Origin of the sequence: Streptomyces sp. NPDC051104 (genome assembly GCF_040682835.1) — a bacterium.
Taxonomy (GTDB): domain Bacteria; phylum Actinomycetota; class Actinomycetes; order Streptomycetales; family Streptomycetaceae; genus Streptomyces; species Streptomyces cynarae.
Genome location: NZ_JBFBBS010000012.1, coordinates 37,277 through 61,422 on the forward strand (window position 1 = coordinate 37,277; position 24,146 = coordinate 61,422).

Consider the following 24,146-nt stretch of genomic DNA (forward strand, 5'->3'; position numbering starts at 1 on the left):
GTGCCCATGGACTTCGGACTCGTCCTGCAGACCGACCCGCCGGCCTCGCGGGTCGTCAGCCTGATGAAGAGAGCCGAGCGCAACGGCTTCCGCTACGGCTGGACCTTCGACTCCGCCGTGCTGTGGCAGGAACCGTTCGTCATCTACAGCCAGATCCTGGCCAACACCCAGAAGCTGACGGTCGGCCCCATGGTGACGAACCCGGGCACCCGCACGTGGGAGGTCACGGCCTCCACGTTCGCCACCCTCAACGACATGTTCGGCAACCGCACGATCTGCGGCATCGGCCGCGGCGACTCCGCGATGCGCGTCGCCGGCCGAAAGCCCAACACCCTGGCCCGCATCAGCGAGGCCATGAAGGTCATCCGGGCGCTGGGCAGCGGCCAGGAGGCCGACCTCGGCGGCGGCGCGGTCGTCAAGTTCCCCTGGATCAAACCGGGCGCCAGGCTTCCGGTGTGGATGGCGGCGTACGGCCCCAAGGCGCTCAAGATGACCGGAGAGGAGGCCGACGGGTTCATTCTCCAGCTCGCCGACCTGTATCTGACCGAGTACATGGTCAAGGCGGTGAAGGACGCGGCCGCGGCCGCCGGGCGCGACCCGTCCGAGGTGAAGATCTGCGTCGCCGCCCCGGCCTACGTCACCGAGGACGACTCGCCCCAGGCGCTGGCGCACGCCCGTGAGCAGTGCCGCTGGTTCGGCGGCATGGTCGGCAACCACGTCGCCGACCTCGTCGCCAAGTACGGCGAGCACTCCTCCGCCGTCCCCGAGGAGCTCACCGACTACATCAAGGCCCGCCAGAGCTACGACTACGCCCACCACGGGCGCAGCGGAAACCCGGACACCCAGTTCGTACCCGACGAGATCGTCGACCGGTTCTGCCTCATCGGCCCGGTCGAGAAGCAGATCGAGAAGCTGAAGGCACTGCGCGAGCTGGGCGTCGACCAGTTCGCCGTCTACGACATGCACGACGCACAGGAAGCCGTCATCGACGCGTACGGGAGCCAGGTCATCCCGGCCGTCAACGGCTGATTCCCACCGGGTCCCCGGACCCTTCCTCTCCCCGCTCGTCCCCTTCCCGCTCTCCCGGGAAGGGGGCCCAGGACGCCTCCGGTCGATCCGTCCACCGGGCGCACCCCCCATCGGCGCCGCACCCGCACGGCCTCTCCCGTCCCACCTCCTGATTGGCCTGCCCCATGACCGACACCGCTCCCACGGCCATACCGCCGTCCGCCCAAGTCACCCTCCCCGACGGGCGCGTGGAGATCGCCCCGGGCTCCCCGCAGCCGAGCGGTGCGTACGCCAACGAGGACCTGCTGCCGGTCCCCGTCGCCAAGCGCACCTGGACCACGTACAACTTCTCCGCGCTGTGGGTCGGCATGGCCCACAACACGGCGTCCTGGACCCTGGCCTCCGGCCTGATCGCGGTCGGCATGGACTGGAAGCAGGCGGTGTTCACCATCGCCCTGGCCAATGTGATCGTGCTGGTCCCGATGCTGCTCACCGGGCACGCGGGACCCAAGTACGGCATCCCCTTCCCGGTCTTCGCCCGGGCCTCCTTCGGCGTGCGCGGCGCCAACCTCCCCGCGGTCGTACGGGCGTTGGTGGCGTGCGGCTGGTTCGGCATCCAGACCTGGATCGGCGGCGAGGCGATCTACTTCCTCGCCGGGAAGCTCATCGGCGACAGTTGGTCCGACGCCTCCCACGTCGGCGGCTACGCGTGGACCATGTGGCTGTCGTTCGCGATCTTCTGGGTGCTCCAGGTCGCCATCATCTACCGGGGCATGGAGACCATCCGCCGCTTCGAGAACTGGGCGGCGCCCTTCGTGATCGTCGGCGCCCTGGTGATGCTGTGGTGGATGAGCGGCAAGGCGGGCGGCTTCGGCCCACTGTTCGACCAGCCCTCCAAGCTGGGCTGGGGAGCGGACTTCTGGAAGCTGTTCGCGCCCTCCCTCATGGGCATGATCGGCTTCTGGTCCACGCTGTCGCTGAACATCCCGGACTTCACCCGGTACGGCCGCAGCCAGAAGGCCCAGACGTGGGGCCAGGCGCTCGGCCTGCCGACCACCATGACGCTGTTCGCGTTCCTGTCCGTGCTGGTGACCTCGGGTTCGCAGGCTGTGTACGGCAAGCCGGTCTGGGACCCGGTGCAGCTGGCGGCGAAGACGGACAACGTGGTCGGGCTGCTCTACGCCCTGGTGACCGTGCTGGTGGCGACCCTGTCGGTGAACATCGCGGCCAACCTGGTCTCCCCGGCGTTCGACTTCTCCAACGTCGCGCCGAGGAAGGTGAGTTTCCGCACCGGCGCCCTGATCACCTCGGTCCTCGCGGTGCTGATCTTCCCGTGGAAGCTCTACTCCGACCCGCAGGGCTACATCTTCACCTGGCTCGGCCTGGTCGGCGGCCTGCTCGGCACGGTGGCCGGCATCCTCATCGCCGACTACTGGATCCTGCGCCGCACCCGTCTCGACCTCACCGACCTGTACCGCTCCGGTGGCCGCTACTGGTACGGGGGCGGCTGGAACTGGCGGGCCGTGCTGGCCTTCGTCGTCGGCGGGGTGCTGGCGATCGGCGGCGCGGACTTCCATCCGCTGATCGACGGCCGCCCCGTCCCGGCCCTGAAGCCGCTCGCCGACTACGGCTGGGCGGTCGGCCTCGGCACGTCGATGGTGCTGTACCTGCTGCTGATGCTCGCGCGAGGCCGGGACGACGCCACGTCCTGACCTCCGCCGGGGCCCGGAGGACGGTCGGCAGAGGGCGGTCAGCCCTTCTGCCGGCCGTCCTCCAGCGCGGCCACCGCCTCCCTGGCGGCCTTGATGGCACCCTTGTTGATCTCGTCCGTACCGGGTGCCTTCTTCGTCGCGAAGTCGCTGCCGTTGTAGTCGACGGAGACCAGCGCGTTGGACACACGTACCAGCACCAGGCCCTCACGGGTCTGCTGCTTGTCCTCGGTGGTGAGGTTCACGACCGAGTAGGCGGCGTCTCCGAGACCGGGGACCGCGCCGCCGCCGCTCTTGTCCGTGGTCCGCTCGGTGTACGACTTCTGCGCCTGCGCCTGCGAGTCCATGATCTCGAAGGTGACGTCGAGCCAGCGGTAGTCGTAGCCCTTGAGCGCGTTCCAGGAGCACGTGCGGCGGACCGACCGGTCCGTGGAGGGGATCTCCTTGCCGGCCGTCTTGGCGCCCGGGACCAGGGACGTGATCGTCTTCCCGGCCAGAGCCGCGCACGGTGCGGGTGCGGTGGTGTACGTCTTCGCCGCGGCCGACGGGCCGGGAGCGGAGGCGGTCCCCGCGTCCTGGGGGCTCTGGGCGTCCTGGCTCCGCTGGGCCGACTTGTGCTCGGTGGCCGAGGAGGCGGCCGGACCGGAGGTCAGCGCCCAGCCCGCACAGGCGAGCACGAGGACCGGGCTCAGCCGCGCGGTGAGGGCGAGCGGCAGGGGAAGATCACGCACGGGCGCACTTCTCGTGGGGGACGGACGGTGCGGAGGGTGGTCCACACTGCGGACGGGACGACAGTTTCACATGACTGCCTGTGAGGCGGAAGGGGCCAACTCGCTCTGTACCCACGCGATGACGCAGGCCGACCGCCCACAGGACTGTGTGTCCCCTTATGCCCGAACCGAACCCGTGCCGGACCCGTGCCCGTGCGGGGGGCCGGGGCGGAGTCGGCCCGGCTTCCGACGGACGTCCTCTCGAGACGGGACCCCGGGGCGGCTCGGGCTGCCACCGTCCCCGCTTCCGAACGGCCGCCCAGCCGCCCGGGGCGCGCTCACCGCATCAGCGATATCGCGTACGCGAGGAAGAACCCGGCCACCAGCACCACCAGCGCGATGATGGCGATCAGCGGTCCCTTCGCCCAGCCCCGCGTCCGGTCGTAGTCGTCCCGGTGAGTGGCCTCCGAAGTGCTGCTCTCGCCCGGCGGAGTCTCTCCCGGAGGCACCCCGCCCGGCTCCACCCCCGGGGTCTGCGACGGCTCGGGGTCGGAAGAACCGTACTGACGGTTCCACGTCCCCCCTGTTCCGGTGTCCCGGTTCATCTGGTTCATGGCCGCCGAGTACCCGCCCGACCGGGCGTCACGCGGGACCAAGGGGACGAACGGGGCGCCCGCTGCCCTGCGCGGGCCGAGCCGGCCGGTGCCAGGGGGCTGGACGTGAGGTCAGTGGGCTGGGCGTGAGGGCGACAGCGGGCGGGAGGCGCCCATGCGCACCTGCCGGACCCCGTCGGAGAAGTGCACCATTGGCTCGGCTTCGGGCGGGGGAAGTCCCGCGGCCCGGGTCACGGTCTCCTCGAAGCGCTCGAGGGTCGCGGCGCGCAGGGGCCAGGGCTCGTGCTCGACGGGCGTTGCCCAGAGCATCCCCAGCCGTCGTGTGTACGCGCGCCACCGTGAGGTCAGCCAGATGTCCCGCTGCGTCGGCGTCAGCGGTCGGCCGGGCCGGACGACCACCTCGTACGAGGGTGAGCCGCCCCAGCGTGCACCCGCGTAGCGCACCACGTCTCCGTCGCGGGACAGACTCAGCCGGCCCGGGTTGTACGGTGCGCCCACGGCGCGGGCCGCCAGCATGAGGGGGTTGCCCACCTCGATGGACAGGAACCACAGCCCGTCGCGCCCGTCGGGGCCCCGGACGTAGGTGCGCAGGTTGGTCTCCGGAAACGTGGGGAGGCCGGGCGTCGCGCCGGGCAGGACCGCAGGCCGTACGTCGGCCATCAGGAACGGCGTGAAGCTGACCCAGGCCGCGCCCTCGTACTCGTCCACGGCCAGGCCCTCCGGCAGCAGGCGCTGCACCTCGTCGGGGCGGAAGGGCCAGTGCACGAAGGTCTGCGTCAGCCATCCTCCCTCCAAGGCCGGCAGGTGGACGCGCTGCTCCGCCGCGAGGGACACCATGCCGACCGAGTCCCCGGCGGTCAGACCGGGAAACGCGGTGGGAGCGCTGCGACAGGGGGGCAGGGATCACCGCGTCACCCCCGGCCCGCCGAGGAGACAACGGATGACCGCGGCTGTTTCAATCGACCGGCGCGTCCGGGCAGCGAGCTGAGAGGCCATATGTTCACCACACGCCCCACCCCTCCAGGGCACCTTCGGCATGGAGAGGCCCCGTGGGCGGGGCGCTGGCCTGGGCCTTTGACACCCGTTGAGTCTGTGACCTGCGGAAACGTGTCTGTCAGTGTCTTTCGGAGGGTACCGGCTCATGCCGCTCGAACTCCCCAGGACCTCCCCGAACGACGAGAAACTCCCCAGCTGCTCCCCAGGGAGAGCGGCTGGGAAGGGTCCAGCGGAATGCCGCTCGCCTGCGGCTTTGGGGTGCGGGGGAGTGGACCCAGGCGGAGCCCGTGGGGCCGCGGCAGACCCCGACGGCCACGACGGACTTGCCGGTAGGCAAGTGAGGGAGCCGCCGGCAGCTTGGTCGCGTCCCTGCGTGTCCTGGTCGATGCGCCATCCTGCCGGCGGCGGCACCCGCGACCAACCACGTGACAATGCACCGTGGATCCCGTCCGTGGGCCGGGCGAGCAATGTGCCGCCAGGACGGGCGCCTGAACGGCATGGCTCTTCGGGCCGGGGCGCCCCGGTGGAGCGACGTTTGCGTGGATGAACACCGGGTCAGGGGAGCCGGCCCCAGTCTTGACCGTGTGTTGACCGATCAGGTGCGGTCTCGGCGCGGGTATGGGCTCCGGCGGCTCTGGCCCCGCTTGTCGCCGTCCCGTCGGGTCCGTCCTCGAGCCCCACGGCAAACGTGGTCACGACGGCGGCGTGGTCCGACGGCCAGTCGTTGCCTGCGACATCGGGCCGGGGGTGTGGGGTGCCGGTGACGACCGTTCGGGAGTCGAGCACGGTCAGGCCGCGGTGGAGGATGTAGTCGATGCGGTCCTGAGGTTCGGGGCGTCCGCTGCCGTCCTCGTGCACGGGGTGGATCGGGGACCAGGTGTGGCCGGGGTCGGCGGCCGGGTCCGGGTGGGCCTCGCGGTAGGAGTCGCGCAGGCCCGCCTCCTCGGCCGCCTTGGTCACCGGCCATTCCACGTCCGGCCAGTCCAGGTGGGAGGGGCAGTTGAAGTCGCCCACCAGGACGACGGGCACGGTGTCGTCTCCAGCCTCGGTGATCCTGCGCAGGGCGTCCCGCATCTGCGCGAGCCGCACGTCCTCGTGGGCGATCAGCTCGGCGGCGGGGAGCCCGTCGAAGGTGGCCTCGTAGGGCCCGTACGGGGTGTAGTCGAGATGGGCCGTCCAGATGTCGATCTCCCGGTTCCCGAGCGCGATCCGGACGCCGACGGTTCCGTAGAAGCCGACGTCGGGGTCGCCGAGGCCGGCGGTGATGGGGTGGCGGCTGATGATGCCGAGGTTCTCGCCGGCGGCGTGGTGGTGCCAGCTGAGGGCCTCGGCGAGTTCCCGGGCCGCGGTGCCGCCGGTCTCCTGCAGGCCGACCACGTCCGCACCCGTCTCCAGGATCGCCTTGACCTGTTTGGCCCGGTGGTCGTCGACCTTCGTACCGCCGTGCCACAGGTTCCAGCTCATGACGCGGAGGCGGTACGGGAGCAGGGCGGCGAGCTGCTGCGGGGTCATCCCCAGCAGGCTCGCGCGTACCGCTCGGCCGGGTGCCGCGTCGATCGGGGCGAGTGAGGGCACCGCGAGTACCGAGCAGCCGGCCGCCTCCGCCGAGCGGACGCCGGTCTCGGTGTCCTCGACCGCCACGCAGGCCGTGGGGTCGACGCCGAGAGCGCGGCAGGCGGTGAGGTAGGGGTCGGGAGCGGGCTTGGTGTGCTCGGTGTCGTCGGCCGTGACCGAGACCGCGAAGCGGTGGGCGCCGAGGGCTTCCAGCACGGTGTCGGCGACGGCTCTGGGGGAGGCGGTGACCAGGGCGGCGGGGATGCCGTCGCGGGCCAGGGCGTCGAGGAGGCCGAGCGCGCCGGGGCGTGGCTCGATGCCGGTGCGGACCCGGCCGGCGAACTCGCGGTGCAGTTCGGCGGCGAGGTCCGCAGCCGGTCGGCCCGTGCCGGCGCCGAGCCAGGCGGCGGTGTGTTCGACCGGACGCCCGAGCACCTCCGGTTGGTCCGCCTGGGTGAGGGATCTCCCGGCGACGTGCTCCACCGCCTCCCACCACAGCCGCTCGGTGTCGACGAGCGTGCCGTCCATGTCGAACAGGACGGCCTGGAGCGGGAGCCGGGGGTGGGGGGTCACGCTTCTCTCTTTCATGAGTGGGCGGTGCGTTCCGCCACCAGCGCCGGCCGCTCGGGGAGTGACACGGTGACGGCGGTTCCTGCGCCGAGGCGGCCGGCCTCGTGTGCGGACAGGTCGGCCTTCGCCTCGGTGCCGTCCGCGAGCCGGACGGTGAGGCGGACGACGGCGCCAAGGAACGCGGTGGCGACGACCCGTGCGTTGCCCGTCTCGTCCGCCGCCACGTGCACCGCCTCGGGCCGCACCAGTACGTCCACGTCCGTTGCATCCGGCGTCCTGCCGTCGACCGGCAGCCGCTGCCCGAGCACCTCTACGTCACCGCCCTTGAGGACGCCGGGGATCCGGCTCATCGTGCCGACGAACTCGGCGACGAAGGCGGTCGCGGGCCGCCCGTACAACTCCGCCGGCTCGGCGCACTGTTCGAGCCGCCCGGCCCGCATCACGGCGACCCGGTCGGCGATCGACAGGGCCTCTTCCTGGTCGTGCGTCACGAACAGGGTGGTGATGCCGAGCTCCTGCTGCAGGCGGCGGATCTCCTCGCGCAGGGTCAGCCGGACCTTGGCGTCGAGCGCGGACAGCGGTTCGTCGAGGAGGAGGACGCGCGGTCGCAGGGCGAGAGCGCGGGCGAGGGCGATGCGCTGCTGCTGTCCGCCGGAGAGCTGGTGTGGGAACCGCTCGCCCTTGTCGGCGAGCCCGACCAGTTCCAGCAGCTCGGCGGCGCGGGCCCGCCGTTCGGTCGCACGCACCTTGCGCATCCGCAGCCCGAAGGCGACGTTGTCGAGGGTGTTCAGGTGCGGGAAGAGGCTGTAGGACTGGAAGACCATCCCGGCGTCGCGGCGGTGGGCCGGGACGTGGGTGACGTCCACGCCGTCCACCAGCACCGCGCCGGCGTCGGGGTGTTCGAACCCGGCGAGCATGCGCAACGCGGTGGTCTTGCCGCAGCCGGACGGGCCGAGCAGGGCGAGGAACTCCCCGGGCCGCACGGTCAGATCGAGCCCGTCCAGGGCGACGGTCGCACCGAACTCACGGCGCAGGCCCCGGAATTCGACAGTGGCGGCCTTTTCGGCGACGCCTGCCTTCTCAAGTGTGGTGGCGGTCATGGTTCATCCCCGGGAGGCGGTGGTTCGGGAGCGCCCGCCGACACCGGCGAGCGCCAGGAGCAGGACCCACGTGACGAGCAGGCTGAGTACGGACACGGCGACGGAGAGCTGGGCGTTGGAGCCGCTGACGGTCACGATCCACACGGCGAACGGCTGGAAGCCGAGCAACTGGGCGACCGTGAACTCGCCGAGCACCAACGCCAGAGTCAGGAAGGAGGCGTTGAGCAGCGCGCCGCGCAGGTTCGGCAGCACCGCGCGGACCAGCGCCTGTGGCCAGCCGGCCCCGCAGCTGCGGGCGGCCTCGACGAGGGTGCGGACGTCGATGGCGCGCAGCCCGGCGTCCAGTGCCCGGTAGACGAACGGCAGCGCCATGACGACGTACGCCAGGACCAGCACGACGGGAAAGCTCGGATTCTGGATCGCCACGAAGGTCTGGAACAGCGGGGTGCGGGAGAGGTGATCGGGCCCCCACTTCAGGACCGTGACGATCCCCGCGACGAACGCGATCGGGGGCACCACCAGTGGAAGCGAACACACCACCTCGACGACCGGCCGCAGCCGCGCGGCGCCGAGCCGCAGCGCGACCGTCGCGGGCACCATCAGCAGCAGCACGACGGCGATGGTGGCGGCGGCCAGCTCCAATGAGAGCAGCAGGCTGGAACCGAAACCGGCAGTGGAGAAGATCTGGGCGTAGGCGTCGAAGGTCACGCCCTGCCCGGGCACGTCGACCGTGAAGACCACGGACGCGGCCAGCGGCACCAGGAAGTACAGCGCGGCGAGGCCGAGCACGGCCCACCGCCAGGGGCTCAGGCGTCGAGCCATCGCGCGCTCCGTCGTTGCAGGGGCAGGTACACGGCCATCACCAGGCCCGCGACGAGGACCATGTCGAGGCTGAGGGCGAGCGCCACGTTCTCCTGGCCGACCAGCACGTTGCCGGAGAGGGCGTCCGCGATCTGCAGGGTGACCAGCGGCACGGAGCTGCCCACCATGGCCGCGGCGGTGGCGTACGCGGCGAACGCGCTGCCGAACAACAGGACGAACCCGCCGAGCAGGGTGGGCGCGAGGACCGGCAGGGCGACGTGGAGCCAGTACTGCACGGTGGTGGCGCCGTTGTTCTGCGCGGCCTCACGCCACTGCGTGCGCAGCCCCTCCAGCGCCGGGGTGATGGTGAGGACCATGAGCGGGATCAGGAAGTACAGGTAGACGATCACGAGGCCCCAGAAGCTGTAGAGGTCCCAGCCCCTTTTCTCCAGGCCCAAGTGCCGGGTCAGCACGCCGGCGTTGCCGAGCGTGGCCACGAACGCGAACGCCAGCGGGACACCGCCGAAGTTGGCGAGGACCCCGGATGCGGTGAGCACGGCTTCGCGCAGCGCCCGGAACCGGGAGGTCACCACCACCTGCGCGAGCGGCAGCCCGAGCAGCGCGCCGAGGGCGGCCGAGACGGCGGACAGCTTGATGCTGCCGAACAGGGCCGTGAGATACGCGCCGTGCAGCGAGGTGGTCAGGTTCCCGGCGCCGTACGAACCGGCGCCCGTCACCTGGTCCTTGACGCTGAAAGCGCCGTCCAGCATGGCCACGGCCGGCAGCCCGAAGGCGATCGCGGTGAAGGCGAGCAACGGGACCACCGCGAGCCAGCCGGGGGCGTGGCGCCGCCGCTTCACCGAAGCGACGGGCGGCGCCACGTCCGCCTTCATCACGGTGGCGGTCATCCGGAGACGGCCTTCCCCCAGCCCTGCGCGATGACCGTCTTGGCCTTGTTCTGCTGGGCCTCGGTCGGGAAGGAGGGCGTGCCGGAGACCTGCGGCAGCTTGGCCGCGGCCGTCTTGTCGAGGGTGCCGGCCTTCTCCATGGCGGCCATCAGGGCCGGGCGGGCGTAGCCCTTGAGCCACAGATTCTGGCCCTCGGCGCTGTAGAGGTACTCCTCCCACAGGCGTGCGGCCGCCGGATGCGGGGCGTCCTTGTTGATGGCCTGCGAGTAGTACTGGGCGTACTGGCCGTCGGAGGGGATGGCGACCTTCCAGTCCAGGCCCTTGGACTTGAACTCGTCGGCGTACCCGGCGTTCAGGTAGTCCCAGTCTATGCTGATCGGCGTCTCGCCCTTCTCGACGGTGGCCGGCGTCGATTCCACGGGCGTGTAGTTGCCGTTCTTCTTCAGCTTGGCGAAGAAGTCGAGTCCGGGCTGGATGTCGTCGAAGGAGCCGCGGTTCGCGAGGGCCGCCGCGTAGACACCACCGAAGGCCGAACCGGACTTGGTGGGATTGCCGTTGAGCGCGACCTGGCCCTTGTACTGCGACTTCAGCAGGTCGGCGAAGGTGGTGGGGCAGGTCTTGACCCGCTTGGCGTCGCAGCCGATGGAGATGTAGCCGCCGTAGTCGTTGTACCAGCGGGCCTGCGGGTCCTTCTGCCCGGCGGGGATGTCCGCGAACGAGGTCACTTTGTAGGGAGCGAGCAGTCCCTGCTGGGCGGCGCTGAGCGTGAAGGAGTTGCCGAGGTCGAGGACGTCGGGGGCGCGGTCCTGGCCCTTGCGGGAGGTGACGGCGTTGATCTCGTCCTGGCTGGAGCCGTCCGGGTTCTCGACCTCGACCTTGATGCCGTACTTCTTCTGGAATCCGTCGATGAGGGCGCCGTAGTTGGCCCAGTCGCGGGGCAGCGCGATGGCGTGCAGTGTGCCCTCCTTCTTCGCCGCGGCGACCAGCTTGTCCATGCCGCCGAAGTCCGCGGCGGAGGTGGTGGTCGCGGCGCTCTTGCCGTCGGCGGTGGTTGACGCGTTGTCGGGAGCGGCGCCACAGGCGCTCAGGGCGAGCGCGGCGACGACGGCGAGCGAGCCGCTGAGCACGGCTGTTCTCGGCAGGGACACGGACACGGCTGCTCCAAGGGACGCACGAGGGTTGCGGAAGAGACGCATAATGCACATGACTTGTCTGAACAAGTTGAGCCTTCAGTAGGCCCACCTCGGGTGTCCTTGCGGTTAACTCCACCAAAATGTTGTCCCTACATCTCCTGTGTAGTCCTGCATCGAGCGGAGGGCCGACGGATCTCGATTAGGCTGGTCACGCTGTGCACAGCGACCGACTCAGAGGGGGAGCATGGCGGCACGACACGAGGAGATCGCCGACGAACTGCGGCGGGCGATCGACCGCGACGAGTACACGGTCGGCAGCCGGCTGCCCTCGGAGGCGGAGCTCGCCGCGCACTACGCCGTCTCGCGCGGCACGGTCCGCCAGGCCGTCGCCGCCCTGACCGCCGAGGGGCTCATCGGTTCCCGGCAGGGGGCCCGGCGCGTGGTGTTGGCCAGCCGCCGCAGCCAGAGCTTCGCCGAGTTGCGCAGCTTCGCCCAGTGGGCGCGGGCGATAGGCCGGGAGGCGACGGGACGTGTGGCCGCGCAGGAATACCGCCCGGCGACCGCGGAGGACGCGGTGCGCCTCCAACTGTGCGCAGGAACACCGGTGTTGCACGTGCTGCGGGTGCGCGGACTGGACGGCGAACCAGTGCTGCTGGAGCGGACGGTCTACGCCGACTGGATCTCCCCGGCCGTCGAGTCCATCGAGCCCGACTGCTCGTCCGTCACCCAGCGCCTCTACGACGACACGGGTCTGGTCTTCGCCTACGGCGAGCACGTGATCGACGCGGTCGCGGCCGGCTCCCAGGACGCCGAACTGCTCGGCGTCCGCCGCACCAGCCCCCTGCTGCGCGTCCGCCGGGTCACCACCACACGCGAGGGACGTCCGGTGGAGTGGTCGGACGACCGCTACCGCTCGGACGCCGTGCGCTTCAGCGTCCACAACTCCGTCGACAGCAACGCGCTGGCCCGCAAGACAGCCAACTGACAACCCTGTTCAGCAGGGCCCGCCCGTACCGTGCCGCCAGAGATCCCGCAGGGCCATGGCTTCTTCGCCGGTGCTTTCTTGGCGGATTCGGCGGGCTGATCAGCGTCTCCGACGCCACCCCTCGGGCCCGGCCACCGCGCCGACTTCATGCCGGAGGCGGGGAATAAGGGGCGCGAGGCGATCGATAGCCTGCTGGGGGAGCGGATGGAGGAGGGCTCGAGCCCAGACTCCCCAGATTCTCCCCAGGACCGATTCTGAGCGCCGACTGGTGTGGTCGAGGCGCGGAAACAACGAGGTGAGAGGCCGTATGTTCACCACCCGCCCCACCCTCCAGGGCACCTTCGGCATGGTGTCCTCCACCCACTGGCTGGCCTCCCAGTCGGCGATGGCCGTGCTGGAGGACGGCGGCAACGCGTTCGACGCGGCCGTGGCGGGCGCGTTCGTGCTGCACGTCGTGGAACCGCACCTCAACGGCCCCGCCGGCGAGGTCCCGATCCTGCTCGCCCCGGCGGGCGGCGAGGTGCGGGTGCTGTGCGGGCAGGGCGTCGCGCCCGCGGGGGCCACCATCGCCCACTACAGGGCACTCGGTCTGGATCTCGTCCCCGGCACCGGGCCCCTCGCCGCCGCCGTCCCGGGAGCCTTCGACGCCTGGATGCTGCTGCTGCGCGACCACGGCACGAGGTCCCTCGCCGACGTCCTGAAGTACGCCATCGGCTACGCCGAGCACGGGCACCCGCCCGTGGAGCGCGTCTGCCAGACGGTCGAGACCGTGCGCGAGTTGTTCGAGACCGAGTGGACCTCCTCGGCCGAGGTGTACCTGCCCGGCGGGAGGCCGCCGCGCCCCGGCGAGCCGCTGCGCAACCCCGCGCTGGCCGCCACCTGGAAGCGGCTGCTCGCCGAGGTGGCGGGGGCCGGCGACCGGGAGGGGCAGATCGAGGAGGCCCGCCGGGTGTGGCGCTCCGGTTTCATCGCCGAGGCCCTGGTGCGGCAGGCGGGGCGGCCCACCATGGACACCAGCGGTGAACGCCACCGCGGCACCCTGACGGCCGACGACCTGGCCTCCTGGTCGGCCGCCTACGAGACCCCGGCGACCTACGACTGGAACGGCTGGACCGTGTGCAAGGCCGGCCCCTGGAGCCAGGGTCCCGTCCTCCTCCAGCAGCTCGCCCTGCTCCCGCCCGAGCTGCCCCGGTACGGCTGCGCGGACTACGTCCACCTGCTGATCGAGGGCTGCAAGCTCGCCATGGCCGACCGCGAGGCCTGGTACGGCGACGCGGCCGAGGTCCCGCTCGGTGACCTGCTGTCGGACGCCTACAACGCCGAGCGGCGCGCCCTGATCGGCTACAAGGCGTCGTACGAGCTGCGCCCCGGCGCGCCCGGAGGGCGCGTGCCGCGCCTGAGCGAGTACGCGCGCGTGGTGGTTCCCGACGATCCGGGCTTCGACCCCATGGGCGTCGGCGAACCGACCGTGGCGAAGAGCCCGACGTCGCCCGTGCCCGGTGAACCGGACGTCACCGCCGACGGCGCCACCCGTGGCGACACCTGCCACCTCGACGTCGTCGACCGCTGGGGCAACATGATCGCGGCCACGCCCAGCGGCGGCTGGTTCCAGTCCAACCCGGTCGTGCCCGAGCTGGGCTTCCCGCTCGGCACCCGGCTGCAGATGACCTGGCTCGACGAGGGCCTGCCGAACTCCCTCACGCCCGGGCGCCGCCCCCGTACCACCCTCACCCCCTCGATCGCCCTGCGCGACGGGGCGCCGGTTCTGGCGTTCGGCACGCCCGGCGGCGACCAGCAGGACCAGTGGCAGCTCCACTTCTTCCTGGCGGCCGCCCTGCGCCCGCACATCCGCGGCAGCCTCGACCTGCAAGGTGCCATCGACGCCCCGAACTGGCACAACGACAGCTTCCCCGGCTCCTTCTACCCGCGCGGCATGCGCCCCGGCAGCGTCACCGTCGAGTCCCGCATGGACCCGGATGTCGTCGCGGAGCTGCGCCGGCGCGGCCATGACGTCACCGTCGGCGAGGCCTGGTCGGAGGGGCGGCTGTGCGCGGTCGCCCGGGACCCGGAGACGGGCGTGCTGTCAGCCGCGGCCAATCCGCGGGGCATGCAGGGGTACGCGGTCGGCCGCTGAACCAACCGGTCCCAGTGACGCGGCCGACCCCTGCTCAACCGGCCGAACCGCTGACCGGCCGAACTAGTGCCGCAACGGGCAACGTTCGCCCCGTCGCGACGCCCGGCACTCCCCCAAGCTCTCGGCTTCGCTCGAGCAGGGGGGGACCCCCACCCCCAAGCTCTTCGAGCAGGGGGGACCCCCACTCGCCGCACCGGCCGGAAGCCCAAGTACGTCCAGTACGAGGACTTCCGGCCGGCACTCCCCCAAGCTCTTCGAGCAGGGGGTACCCCCAGAGCACGCACCGGACGCCGCTCCTTGACGGGCAAACGTTGCCTGCCGCGGCCCTAGCTCCGGGCACCTGGACTGCCACACGGATTAATCCGGGGCTCGGCCGATGAGTTCAGGGGCGAGGATCGGTCTGCACAGGTGACCGCTTCGACACTCCAGGAGGTACACATGGCCACCGAGGGATTCACCACCTGTCTCTGGTTCGACGGCCAGGCCGAGGACGCCGCGCACTACTACGTGTCGATCTTCAAGAACTCCAGCATCGGGCAGGTCGGCCGCCACACGGAGGCAGGCCCCGGCCCCGCCGGTTCCGTGATCGCCGTCGACTTCACGGCCAACGGCCACAAGTTCGTCGCGCTGAACGGCGGACCCCAGTTCACGTTCAACGAGGCGATCTCCTTCCAGATCTACTGCGAGAACCAGGAGGAGATCGACTACTACTGGAGCAAGCTCACCGAGGGCGGCGGGCAGCCGGGCCCCTGCGGCTGGCTCAAGGACAAGTACGGCGTGTCCTGGCAGGTCATCCCCGACGGGCTCCTCGACATGGTCGGCGACCCGGACCAGGAGAAGGCGGCCCGCACCACGCGCGCGATGCTGTCGATGGGCAAGCTGGACATCGCCGCCCTGGAGACGGCGTACGCGGGCGAGTAGCCACCGCGGGGCGACGGCCGGCCCTCCGTGACGGGGTGAGCCGGCCGCCGCGATCGTTGCGGCGCGCCCACAACGGAAGGACTGATTCGCCATGGCCGCCGACCTCACCGGTACGTACCTCACCCTCGACGACGGCCGCCCGGCCGTCCGCTTCAGCCGCGTCTATGACCACCCGATCGGCCGGCTCTGGCGGTTCGTCACCGATCCGGACGAACTCGCCGCATGGTTCCCTTCCCGTGCCGAGTTCGACCTGCGCCCCGGCGGGACCGTCCGGTTCAGCGGGGACCCGAACCTGCCCGAGTCCAGCGGCACCGTCCTCGCCGTCGACGCGCCCCGGCACCTCTCCTTCGCGTGGGGCGGTGACGAACTGCGCTTCGACCTGGAGGAACCGGGCGACGGGAGCACCCGGTTCACGCTCACGAACGTCCTGGGCGAGCGGCACGCCGCCGCCCGCAACGGCGCCGGCTGGGAGGTCTGCCTGGCCGCCCTGGACGCAAAGTCCCGCGGTGAGCGCTCCGAGGGGCCGCATGCCGGGCCCACCGCGCCCTGGAAGGAGTACTACGAGGCCTACGTCGAGGCCGGGGTCCCCTCGGGCGCGCCCATCCCCGGCGCCGACGCCTGACCCCTCACGACATCTGCCGCCGCACCAGCTCGTGCAGTCGGCCGGTCGTGTCGGCGAGGAGCCGGCCGGGCGGCCCCTGCTGGATGATCCTGCCGTCCTCCATCACGATGACCCGGTCCGCGTCCAGCACCGTGGACAGGCGGTGGGCGATCACGATCCGGGTGGCATTCAGGGCGCGCGTCGACTCGATGACCTTGCGCTGCGTCTCGTTGTCCAGCGCGCTCGTCGCCTCGTCGAAGAACAGGATGCGCGGTCGGCGGATCAGCGCCTGAGCGATCATGAGCCGCTGCCGCTGTCCGCCCGAGATCGCGCCGCTGCCCTGGACGATGGTGTGCAGCCCCATCGGCATCCGCTGGATGTCCTCGGCGAGGCCCGCCATCTCGGCCGCCGCCATTGCCTCCTCGGGAGTGTACGGCTCGGTGCCGCAGATGACGTCCAGGATGGACCCGTTCATCGGCTGCGCGTGCTGGAGCACCACCCCGCACTGGCGGCGCACCGCCGACTGGTCGAGCGCCGCGAGGTCCTGGCCGTCGTAGAGCACACTGCCGGACACCGGCTTGTCGAAGCCGATCAGCAGACGCAGCAGCGTCGACTTGCCGCAGCCGCTCGGGCCCACGATCGCCACGAACTCGCCCGGTTTCACCTCGAAGGAGACGTCGTCGAGGACCAAGGGACCGTCGTCGGCGTACCGGAACGACAGCCTGCGCGCCTCGATCGCCCCGGACAGGACCCCCGGCCGGGTGCTCGCCGTGCGCACCTCGGGGGTCGCGTCCAGCACCGGCCTGATCTCCTCGAACAGTGGCAGCGCGGCCACCGCCGACACGAACGCGCCGGTCAGCTGGGTGACCGAGGTGAGCAGCATGGTCATCGAGGTGTTGAAAGTGAGGAAGTCGGCGGCCGACAAGGCACCCTTCGCGGGCCCCGCCAGCAGCATGAACAGCAGCAGGGAACACAGCGGCAGATACACCGCGCCCAGCACCGTGGTGAGGTTCTTGATCCGGCCCACCTTCTGCTGGAGTTCGCGGCTGTGTGCGAACTCCCGTGCCCAGGCGGCGTAGGCGTAGTTCTCGGCCGCCGCCACCCGCAGCTTGGGCAGGCCGCGCAGGGTCTGGAACGCTTGGTTGTTCAGCTTGTTGCTGAGCTGCACCAGCCGCCGCTGCCAGCGCACCTGCCACAGCCCCAACCCGAGGAAGACGGCGGCGATGACGACGAGCATGCCGATGGCGGCCATGGCCATGGGCACGCTGTACCACAGCAGCAGCCCCAGGTTCATCGCGCCGACCGTCACCGACTGGGCCACCGTGGGACCGACTCCGGCGAGCAGCCGCCGGATGGCACTGACCCCCATCGCGGCGCTCGCCAGCTCACCGGTGGACCGCTCGGTGAAGAACTTCGTCGGCAGCCTCAGCAGCCGGTCCCAGACCGCCGACTGGAGGGTCGCCTCGATCCGCCCCTCGAGGCGCAGGATGGTCAGGTTCTCCAGCAGCATGAAGGCGGCCGCCACCACGCCGGTCACCATGAGGGCGAGGCAGACCTGGACGATCAGCCCCTCCTGAGCCTTCGGAACGTACTCCCCGAGCACCTTGCCGGTGGCGATCGGCACCAGCGCGCCGATCGCGACGGTCACCAGCCCACTGATCAGCAGGTTGACCAGATCCCCGCTCATGCCGCGCATGCTGAACCGCAGCAGTCTGAGCGGACTGAGGCGCTGGTCGGGCAGCGGGCGGTAGAACATCACGGCCCGCGGCGCGAACTCCGCCGCGTTCGCCTTCTCGATCGGTGTCTCGCGCCCCGACAACGGGTGCACGGCGACATACCCGCCGCGCCGCCACAGCAGCGCCACCGGCGCGCCCGACAGGGCCCGGTGGCCCACCAGCGGGCCGACGTTCTCGTGCCACCAGCGCCCGTCGAGCCGTACCGCCCGGGTGCGGACACGGGAGGCGACGGCGATGCGCTCCACCGGGTCCAGGCGGTCGCTCTCGGCGCCGCTCCGCGTGGGTTCGGCGAGGGTGATGCCGGCCGCGCCGGCCACGAGTTTGCACGCCGCGTAGGTGGCGTCGGCGTCGGCGGCGGTGGTGCGCCGCTCCGAGGACTTCCCGATGGACGCCAGCAACGTCCGGTCGGCCTGGGCGCGGACCGCCTCGCCCGCCCTGATACCGGCCGCGGTACGGGTCTCGTGGGTGCGCTCGAGCTGCTCGATCCACCGGTCCAGGGTGGCGAGGAGGCGGTACTGCTGGTCGACCATGCCCTGCCAGACGGCGGGATCCATCAGCAGGTCGGCAGCGGCCTCCGCCCCGTACAGGGAGCCGTACTGGACGCTGCCCGGCGGCACCTGCATCCAGAAGACGTCGTCGTCGGTGATGTCGGCGGCCCGTTCGGTGGCCATCGGCGCCTGGAACAGGATCGACAGGCTCCGGCCGACACCGAGGGCGAGGGCGTACTCCAGGGGGCTCGTCGTCGGGGGCACGTACTGCGGGTTGCCGTGCTCATCGTACGACCAGGTCTGGGTGTCGGCCTGCTGGTACAGCTCGCGCAGCTGGATACGGCGCACCACGCAGTCGCGGACCGGCCGGGCGACCAGGGTGTGCTGGGGTCCCGCGACCGGGCCGAGCAGCAGGGAGCCCGGCTCGAGACGGCCCAGGTGGTGCCAGTGGCCCTGTACCGCCGCGTCGACGGCGAACAGGTCCAGCGCGCCGGACGCCACCAGCCACAGCACCTGCGGCCCCTCCAGGTCGAGCCGGCTCAGGCCCGAGCAGTCGATGGGGGCGCCCATCGCGCCCAGAGCGTTCAGGACGACGTCGCCCTCGTGCACCGCCGTCATCTCTCACCGCTCCCTGACCAGCTCGGCGTACGCCCCGCCGGCCGCCACCAGGGCGTCGTGCCGCCCGCGTTCCACGATCGTGCCGTGCTGGAGCACCACGATCTCGTCACTGTCGCGCACCGTGCTCAGCCGGTGCGCGATCACCACACAGGCGCAGCCGCGCTTGCGCAGGTTGTCGATCACGGTCTGCTCGGTCTCCGCGTCCAGCGCGCTGGTCACCTCGTCGAGAACCAGGATGCTGGGGTCGCGCACCAACGCCCGTGCGATCTCCAGGCGTTGGCGCTGCCCGCCGGAGAAGTTCCGCCCGTCCTGCTCCACCCGGCTGTGGATACCGCCCGGGCGGCGCATGACCACGTCGTACAGGGCCGCGTCCCGCAGGGCGGCGACCACCGCGTCGTCCGGGATCGACGGATCCCACAGGGCCACGTTGTCGCGGACCGTGCCCTCGAAGAGGAAGATCTCCTGGTCGACGAAGGAGACCGAGGCGGCGAGCGAGCCGCGCGGAATGTCCTCCAGACGCTGCCCGTCGATACGGATCTCGCCCTCCCACGGCGCGTACAGGCCGGCGATCAGACGGGACACCGTGGACTTGCCGCTGCCCGAGCCACCGACGAGTGCCACCTGTTGACCGGGGCCCACCGTCAGGCTGAAGCCGCTCAGCAGCGGCTTGTCGAGCGGGCTGTAGCCGAAGGTGATGTTCTCCAGCTCCACATGGCCGTGCAGCCGGCGCGTCGACGCGCCGCCGCCGGAGCGGCCGTAGAGCGGGTCGGCCTGGAAGCTCTCCACGTCCTTCAGGCGGGCCACGTCCGCGGCGAAGTCCTGGATGCGGCCCGCGACCCCGTTCAGGCGCGTCAGCGGCGCGGTGAACCGGGTCACCAGGGCCTGGAAGGCGACCAGCAGACCCACCGAGATGTGCCCCTCCACCGCCCGCAGGCCGCCGATCCACAGGATCAGCGCACTGTTGAGCGTGGCGAGCGTCGGTGCGACCACACCCAGCCAGGCGCTCGGCACACCGAGCCGCTGCTGCTCCTCCAGGGTCGTGGCGTGCTGGCCCGCCCACTTGCGGAAGTAGCCGTCCTCGCCGCCGGTCGCCTTCATCGTCTCGATCAACTGCAGGCCGGTGTAGGCGGTGTTGGTCAGCCGTGCCGTGTCCGCGCGCAGCTTCGCCGTACGGGTCGCCCGCAGCCGTACGACGACCCTCATCGCCACCACGTTCAGCAGCGCCACCCCGATGCCGACGAACGTCAGCTGCGGGTCGTAGGTGTACAGCAGCAGCGCGTACAGCACCACGACGATCGCGTCGACGCCCGCCGCCGCGAGGTCGCGGGCCAGGGTCTCGGCGACCGCGTCGTTGGACTGCAGCCGCTGCACCAGGTCGGCGGGGCTGCGCTGGGCGAAGAACGTCACCGGAAGCCGCAGCAGATGCCGCAGGAAGCGGGCGCTGGAGAGCGTGGAGGAGATGATCCGGCCGCGCAGCAGGTTCGCCTGCTGCAACCAGGTCAGCACCACCGTCAGCAGCACACAGGCCGCCATCGACGCGAACAGCACGCCCAGCAGCGAGGTCTGCCCGCCGATCAGGAACATGTCGATGTACGTGCGGCTCAGCGCGGGCAGCGCGGCACCGACCACCACCAGGAGCAGGCTCGCCAGGACCGCGGCGGGCAGGGTTCCCGCCGTGCCGCGCAGCCGGGCCGGCATCGCGCCCAGGATGCCCGGCCTGCGGCCGCCCCGGGTGAAGCCCTCGCCGGGTTCCATCACCAGGACGACGCCGGTGAAGCTCGTGTCGAAGTCCTCCATCGGCACGAAACGGCGGCCCTTGCCGGGATCGTTGACGTACACGCGCCGGCGGCCGAAACGGCGCCCCATGCCGTCGTAGACGACGTAGTGGTTGAACTCCCAGAACAGGATCGCGGGCGCGTTCACCTCGGCGAGCGCGGCCGTGTCCATCTGCATGCCCTTGGCCGTCAGACCGTAACTGCGGGCCGCCTTCAGCAGGTTGCTGGCGCGTGAGCCGTCCCGGGAGACACCGCAGGCGATGCGCAGCTCCTCCAACGGGACGTGCCGGCCGTAGTGGCCGAGCACCATCGCCAGGGAGGCGGCGCCGCACTCGACGGCCTCCATCTGCAGCACGGTCGGGGTGCGGACGGTCTTCCGCCGGGACTCGGGCACGGTGCGCTTCGGCGGCGCGGCGCGCCGCCTGCCCCGCACCGGGGGCAGGGTGTCCTGGGGAGCGGTCACGGCAGGAGCCAATCGACGGGACGCTGATCGGCCATGCGGATCGAACCCGTGGCCAGGGTCATGGAGGAGAGGGGGAACGGCGGGCCGTCCGCCGACGACCACTTGTAGCCGCTCTTCGTGCCGGACGACGTGTCGAGCCGTACCAGCACGGCCACCGGGCGGCCCTTCTTGGTGAACTGCTCGCCCAACTGGTCGTCCCCGAGGAACGCGGCGATCTGCTGGACCGACTGGGCCGTGCGGTCGACGGACCTCACATGGCCGCGCAGCACGCCGTACTGCTGGGCCGGCACCGACTGAACGGTGAGGTCGACGGGCGCGTTCGCGGGGATCGACGCGGCGTTCTCGGCGGGCACGTACACCGTCGCGTACAGCGGGTCAAAGGCGTGCTCGACCTTCTCCACCGCGGCGACGTCGGCCCCGGTGCGGATGATCTGGCCGATCGTGGCGGCGAGTTCGGTGATACGGCCCGCGGCGACCGTGCGGACCACCGACTCGCCCTGCTCCGTACGGACCTTGATCACGGGCGCGTTCGCGGGCAGCCGCTCGCCCTGCTCGGCGAGGATCGCGGTGACCTGTCCGGCCACCGGGCTCTGCAGGAGGTAACTGCCCTCCGCGTGCGTGAGGATGGCGGGAGCGCTGACCGTGGAGGCCACCGAGCCGGTGACGGCCCACACCGAGGCGGCGGCCATGGCGACCACCGTCACGGTCAGGACCAGCCAGCCCTGGGGGCGGGCGAAGCGCACCGGGAGATCGAGCTCCTCGGGCGACTGCAGCTTGGCGAGGGCCTGCTGGCGGAACTGCACGGAACTTCCCTCACCTACTCCAGAAGATTCACGGCATCCGAGAGTCCCGGAACCGGGGAGCGGTTCCGGGACTCAGCGGTACAGGGGTGCGATCAGAGACCGGCGACCAGGTTGGTGACCGGGGCGGTGTTCAGGCCGGTGACACCCTCGACGGTGCCGACGACCGTGCCGACCAGGCCGGAAACCGGGGCGATGCCGTCCACCAGGCCGGTCGCGGTGCCCACGGCGTTGATCTGCAGGCCACCGGACACGGCGTCGAGCTCGGCGTCCGAGATCTCGGCGGTCTCAACCTGGGGGGTGGAGTTCATGATGGAACTTCCCTTCGTATGGATATTCACAAGGGGGAGCGGCCCCTTCTGGGGACAGACGGTCGGCCGCGGTCCGCGAGCGCCGGGCACCCCGTTGCCGGGACCCCTGGGGTGGCCCCCGCGGTGCAACGGATCAAAGCACGGCGGGGCGCGGGGATTCCAATCAACCACCGCTCTCACCTGGGCAATTGACGTTCCGAAGCGGTGATCCGTGCAGGCGTGCGCACGACTCGGTGCCGACTTCTTCACATGCTGCGCGGCATCGTCGCGCACGGCCTCTTGCCGCCCGGACAAGGAATGGGACAGTCCGGGTTCAATGGCGTGGCGCCCGGTGTGTTTCTGTGCAGATCCGTTGTACGCGGTGACCCGCTTGCGCATTCGATGTGCAGATTCCCCGAAGCCAGGATTCGGCCCGGTGTGACGAACACAGGGTTACTGACTGGTAGCTCACTGTGTCCGCAGCCTCGGGTGAGTCGATTTTTCTCCCCGGCCGCGCCCGACAGGTGTCTTTGCCACCTATTTCACGCTTTCGCATACGCCAACTCGGCCAGTTGCAAAGTCGGTTGAACACCCCACCGGACACGCGCGTATCAACTGGCATCCAGGCGCCCCAGTCAGCTGCCGGACGGCGGCAACGGACCCCGTCCCCAGGAGGTCGAGAGTTGAGTCACAAACGCATACCCAAGCGCAAGGCCGCTATCGCGGTTGGAAGCGTGGCGGCGCTCGGAGCTGCGGCCCTTCTGCTGCCCAACGCCAACGCGTCCCAGACGGACTCGGCATCGGGCGACACGCCGAAGACGTTCAAGTCGGCCGATGTCTCGCTCGTCGCCAAGCAGCTCGCGTCGCAGTTGGGTGACGCCTTCGCGGGCTCCTACTACAACGCCGAAAAGCAGCAGGTCGTCGTCAATGTGGTCGGCGACGACAGCAAGGTCGCCGACACCGTCAGAAAGGCGGGCGCGGTCCCCAACCAGGTCCACAACAGCACCGCCACGCTCCAGGCCGCCGCCAAGGCGCTGCGCACCAAGGCGACGATCCCCGGCACCGCGTGGTCCGTCGACCCCAGGACCAACGAGATCCGGGTCAGCGCCGACAGCACGGTCACCGGCTCCAAGTGGAACACGCTTCAGTCGACGGTCAAGAGCCTCGGCTCGGGCGTGGCGACCCTCAAGAAGTCGTCGGGCACCTTCAAGACCTTCGTGTCGGGCGGCGACGCCATCTTCGCGCAGGCGAACGGCGGCGGCGTCCGCTGCTCCCTCGGCTTCAACGTCACCGCCGGCGACGGCAGCCCGGCCTTCCTGACGGCCGGTCACTGCGGAGTCGCGGCGAAGCAGTGGTCCGACTCCCAGAACGGCCAACCGATCGCCACCGTCGACCAGGCAACCTTCCCGGGCAACGGCGACTTCTCCCTCGTCAAGTACGACGACCCGAACACCCAGGCCCCTAGCGAGGTCAACGTCGGCAACGGACAGACGGTCCAGATCACTCAGGCCGCGGACGCGGTGGTGGGCCAGCAGGTCTTCCGGATGGGCAGCACCACCGGGCTGCACGACGGGACCGTCACCGGGCTCGACGCCACCGTCAACTTCCAGAGCGAGACCGACCCCGGCGGCGTCGACACCGTCACCGGGCTCATCCAGACGAACGTCTGCGCCGAGGCCGGTGACAGCGGAGGCTCGCTGTTCACCCAGGACGGCAGCGCTATCGGCCTGACCTCGGGCGGCAGCGGCGACTGCACCACCGGCGGCGAGACCTTCTTCCAGCCGGTGACCACGGCGCTGCAGGCGACCGGCGCGACGCTCGGCGCCGGCGGCGCGGGCGGCGCCGGCGACCGGAGCGGTGCCGGAGCGGGCGACCAGTCGGCGAGCCCGGGTGGCCAGCAGGGTGCCGGCGACCAGAGTGGTGCTGGTGACCAGAGCGGTGCGGGCGCTGGTACCGGTGACCAGAGCGGTGCGGGTGCCGGTGCCGGTGACCAGAGCGGTGCCGGTCAGCAGTCGGCGAGCCCCGGTGGCCAGTCGGGTGGGGCCGCCGACCAGTCAGGAAACGCCGGCGACCAGTCGGGCAGCGGCGTGGGCGACGGCTCCGGACTGGTGTCGAGCCACTGACCGGGGAGCACCAGCGGTTCCCCCGGTCGGTGGAGCGGTCCGGCCCTCCGGCGGGAGGGCCGGACCACTCCGTGTCAAGGCCCGCGGTGGGGCGGCCCGTCACCCTCCG

Annotated in this window: 19 protein-coding genes; 7 read left to right on the forward strand and 12 right to left on the reverse strand. The window is 71.1% G+C overall.

Translation table 11 applies throughout. The features are described from left to right. The first annotated feature begins 6 nt into the window (after positions 1 to 6). Together AB0N14_RS19175 and AB0N14_RS19180 are read left to right on the forward strand one after the other, a co-directional pair. Entirely contained in the window at positions 7 to 1,029 is a 1,023-nt protein-coding gene (locus AB0N14_RS19175) for a TIGR03842 family LLM class F420-dependent oxidoreductase (protein WP_366026858.1), read from the forward strand. Between the two features lie 164 nt (positions 1,030 to 1,193). Then, a complete protein-coding gene (locus tag AB0N14_RS19180; protein ID WP_366026859.1) occupies positions 1,194 to 2,720 on the forward strand; it encodes an NCS1 family nucleobase:cation symporter-1 in 1,527 nt (508 codons plus the stop codon). Positions 2,721 to 2,758: 38 nt separating this feature from the next. Here the strand turns inward: AB0N14_RS19180 and AB0N14_RS19185 are convergent, their stop codons facing one another. From AB0N14_RS19185 to AB0N14_RS19220, 8 genes are all read right to left on the reverse strand, one after another. After that, the gene (locus AB0N14_RS19185; protein WP_366026860.1) at positions 2,759 to 3,448 is read right to left on the reverse strand and encodes a hypothetical protein; all 690 of its coding nucleotides are present in this window, start codon (positions 3,446 to 3,448) and stop codon (positions 2,759 to 2,761) included. Between the two features lie 317 nt (positions 3,449 to 3,765). After that, on the reverse strand, positions 3,766 to 4,041 hold the full coding sequence (locus tag AB0N14_RS19190; RefSeq protein ID WP_366026862.1) for a DUF6480 family protein: 276 nt from the start codon (positions 4,039 to 4,041) through the stop codon (positions 3,766 to 3,768). A gap of 111 nt (positions 4,042 to 4,152) precedes the next feature. Continuing rightward, positions 4,153 to 4,878, reverse strand: a complete 726-nt coding sequence (locus AB0N14_RS19195; protein WP_366026863.1) for a DUF2071 domain-containing protein — start codon at positions 4,876 to 4,878, stop codon at positions 4,153 to 4,155. Between the two features lie 714 nt (positions 4,879 to 5,592). Continuing rightward, a complete protein-coding gene (locus AB0N14_RS19200; RefSeq protein WP_366026864.1) occupies positions 5,593 to 7,179 on the reverse strand; it encodes an HAD-IA family hydrolase in 1,587 nt (528 codons plus the stop codon). Beyond that, positions 7,176 to 8,261 carry an ABC transporter ATP-binding protein gene (locus AB0N14_RS19205; protein ID WP_366026865.1) on the reverse strand — a complete coding sequence of 362 codons (1,086 nt, stop codon included), beginning with the start codon at positions 8,259 to 8,261 and terminating at the stop codon, positions 7,176 to 7,178. Before AB0N14_RS19205 ends, AB0N14_RS19200 begins: the two co-directional genes overlap by 4 nt. A gap of 3 nt (positions 8,262 to 8,264) precedes the next feature. Next, positions 8,265 to 9,083 carry an ABC transporter permease subunit gene (locus AB0N14_RS19210; RefSeq protein ID WP_366026866.1) on the reverse strand — a complete coding sequence of 273 codons (819 nt, stop codon included), beginning with the start codon at positions 9,081 to 9,083 and terminating at the stop codon, positions 8,265 to 8,267. Next, positions 9,068 to 9,970, reverse strand: a complete 903-nt coding sequence (locus AB0N14_RS19215) for an ABC transporter permease subunit (RefSeq protein WP_366026867.1) — start codon at positions 9,968 to 9,970, stop codon at positions 9,068 to 9,070. The genes AB0N14_RS19210 and AB0N14_RS19215 overlap by 16 nt, the downstream gene beginning before the upstream one ends. Then, positions 9,967 to 11,124 (reverse strand): extracellular solute-binding protein, encoded by a 1,158-nt coding sequence (locus AB0N14_RS19220; RefSeq protein WP_366026868.1) that lies wholly within the window; start codon positions 11,122 to 11,124, stop codon positions 9,967 to 9,969. Before AB0N14_RS19220 ends, AB0N14_RS19215 begins: the two co-directional genes overlap by 4 nt. A 223-nt stretch (positions 11,125 to 11,347) precedes the next feature. Here AB0N14_RS19220 and AB0N14_RS19225 point away from each other — a divergent pair, with 223 nt between their 5' ends. The 4 genes from AB0N14_RS19225 (at position 11,348) to AB0N14_RS19240 (ending at position 15,765) form a co-directional block, all read left to right on the forward strand. Then, positions 11,348 to 12,088, forward strand: coding sequence for a GntR family transcriptional regulator (locus AB0N14_RS19225; RefSeq protein WP_366026869.1), 741 nt, complete (start codon positions 11,348 to 11,350; stop codon positions 12,086 to 12,088). A gap of 307 nt (positions 12,089 to 12,395) precedes the next feature. Then, a complete protein-coding gene (locus tag AB0N14_RS19230; RefSeq protein ID WP_366026870.1) occupies positions 12,396 to 14,222 on the forward strand; it encodes a gamma-glutamyltransferase in 1,827 nt (608 codons plus the stop codon). 438 nt (positions 14,223 to 14,660) lie between these two features. Further along, entirely contained in the window at positions 14,661 to 15,143 is a 483-nt protein-coding gene (locus tag AB0N14_RS19235) for a VOC family protein (RefSeq protein ID WP_366026871.1), read from the forward strand. A 91-nt stretch (positions 15,144 to 15,234) separates the two neighbouring features. Continuing rightward, positions 15,235 to 15,765: an SRPBCC family protein gene (locus tag AB0N14_RS19240; protein ID WP_366026872.1), complete on the forward strand. Its 531-nt coding sequence runs from the start codon at positions 15,235 to 15,237 to the stop codon at positions 15,763 to 15,765. A gap of 4 nt (positions 15,766 to 15,769) precedes the next feature. Here AB0N14_RS19240 and AB0N14_RS19245 read toward each other — a convergent pair whose 3' ends face one another. From AB0N14_RS19245 to AB0N14_RS19260, 4 genes are all read right to left on the reverse strand, one after another. Then, on the reverse strand, positions 15,770 to 18,586 hold the full coding sequence (locus AB0N14_RS19245) for an NHLP bacteriocin export ABC transporter permease/ATPase subunit (RefSeq protein ID WP_366026873.1): 2,817 nt from the start codon (positions 18,584 to 18,586) through the stop codon (positions 15,770 to 15,772). Positions 18,587 to 18,589: 3 nt separating this feature from the next. After that, entirely contained in the window at positions 18,590 to 20,794 is a 2,205-nt protein-coding gene (locus AB0N14_RS19250; RefSeq protein WP_366026973.1) for an NHLP family bacteriocin export ABC transporter peptidase/permease/ATPase subunit, read from the reverse strand. A 26-nt stretch (positions 20,795 to 20,820) separates the two neighbouring features. Continuing rightward, the gene (locus tag AB0N14_RS19255) at positions 20,821 to 21,627 is read right to left on the reverse strand and encodes an HlyD family efflux transporter periplasmic adaptor subunit (RefSeq protein WP_366026874.1); all 807 of its coding nucleotides are present in this window, start codon (positions 21,625 to 21,627) and stop codon (positions 20,821 to 20,823) included. 92 nt (positions 21,628 to 21,719) lie between these two features. Further along, positions 21,720 to 21,935 carry a type A2 lantipeptide gene (locus AB0N14_RS19260; protein WP_366026875.1) on the reverse strand — a complete coding sequence of 72 codons (216 nt, stop codon included), beginning with the start codon at positions 21,933 to 21,935 and terminating at the stop codon, positions 21,720 to 21,722. A gap of 662 nt (positions 21,936 to 22,597) precedes the next feature. Here AB0N14_RS19260 and AB0N14_RS19265 point away from each other — a divergent pair. Next, the gene (locus AB0N14_RS19265) at positions 22,598 to 24,037 is read left to right on the forward strand and encodes a S1 family peptidase (RefSeq protein ID WP_366026877.1); all 1,440 of its coding nucleotides are present in this window, start codon (positions 22,598 to 22,600) and stop codon (positions 24,035 to 24,037) included. Positions 24,038 to 24,146 lie beyond the last annotated feature (109 nt).

Coding starts and splice junctions, on each gene's coding strand:
- AB0N14_RS19210 (WP_366026866.1), bottom strand. CDS start 9,083: ATGGCTCGACGCCTGAGCCCCTGGCGGTGGGCCGTGCTCGGCCTCGCC.
- AB0N14_RS19180 (WP_366026859.1), top strand. CDS start 1,194: ATGACCGACACCGCTCCCACGGCCATACCGCCGTCCGCCCAAGTCACC.
- AB0N14_RS19195 (WP_366026863.1), bottom strand. CDS start 4,878: ATGGTGTCCCTCGCGGCGGAGCAGCGCGTCCACCTGCCGGCCTTGGAG.
- AB0N14_RS19175 (WP_366026858.1), top strand. CDS start 7: ATGGACTTCGGACTCGTCCTGCAGACCGACCCGCCGGCCTCGCGGGTC.
- AB0N14_RS19225 (WP_366026869.1), top strand. CDS start 11,348: ATGGCGGCACGACACGAGGAGATCGCCGACGAACTGCGGCGGGCGATC.
- AB0N14_RS19245 (WP_366026873.1), bottom strand. CDS start 18,586: ATGACGGCGGTGCACGAGGGCGACGTCGTCCTGAACGCTCTGGGCGCG.
- AB0N14_RS19205 (WP_366026865.1), bottom strand. CDS start 8,261: ATGACCGCCACCACACTTGAGAAGGCAGGCGTCGCCGAAAAGGCCGCC.
- AB0N14_RS19230 (WP_366026870.1), top strand. CDS start 12,396: ATGTTCACCACCCGCCCCACCCTCCAGGGCACCTTCGGCATGGTGTCC.
- AB0N14_RS19215 (WP_366026867.1), bottom strand. CDS start 9,970: ATGACCGCCACCGTGATGAAGGCGGACGTGGCGCCGCCCGTCGCTTCG.
- AB0N14_RS19260 (WP_366026875.1), bottom strand. CDS start 21,935: ATGAACTCCACCCCCCAGGTTGAGACCGCCGAGATCTCGGACGCCGAG.
- AB0N14_RS19190 (WP_366026862.1), bottom strand. CDS start 4,041: ATGAACCAGATGAACCGGGACACCGGAACAGGGGGGACGTGGAACCGT.
- AB0N14_RS19235 (WP_366026871.1), top strand. CDS start 14,661: ATGGCCACCGAGGGATTCACCACCTGTCTCTGGTTCGACGGCCAGGCC.
- AB0N14_RS19240 (WP_366026872.1), top strand. CDS start 15,235: ATGGCCGCCGACCTCACCGGTACGTACCTCACCCTCGACGACGGCCGC.
- AB0N14_RS19200 (WP_366026864.1), bottom strand. CDS start 7,179: ATGAAAGAGAGAAGCGTGACCCCCCACCCCCGGCTCCCGCTCCAGGCC.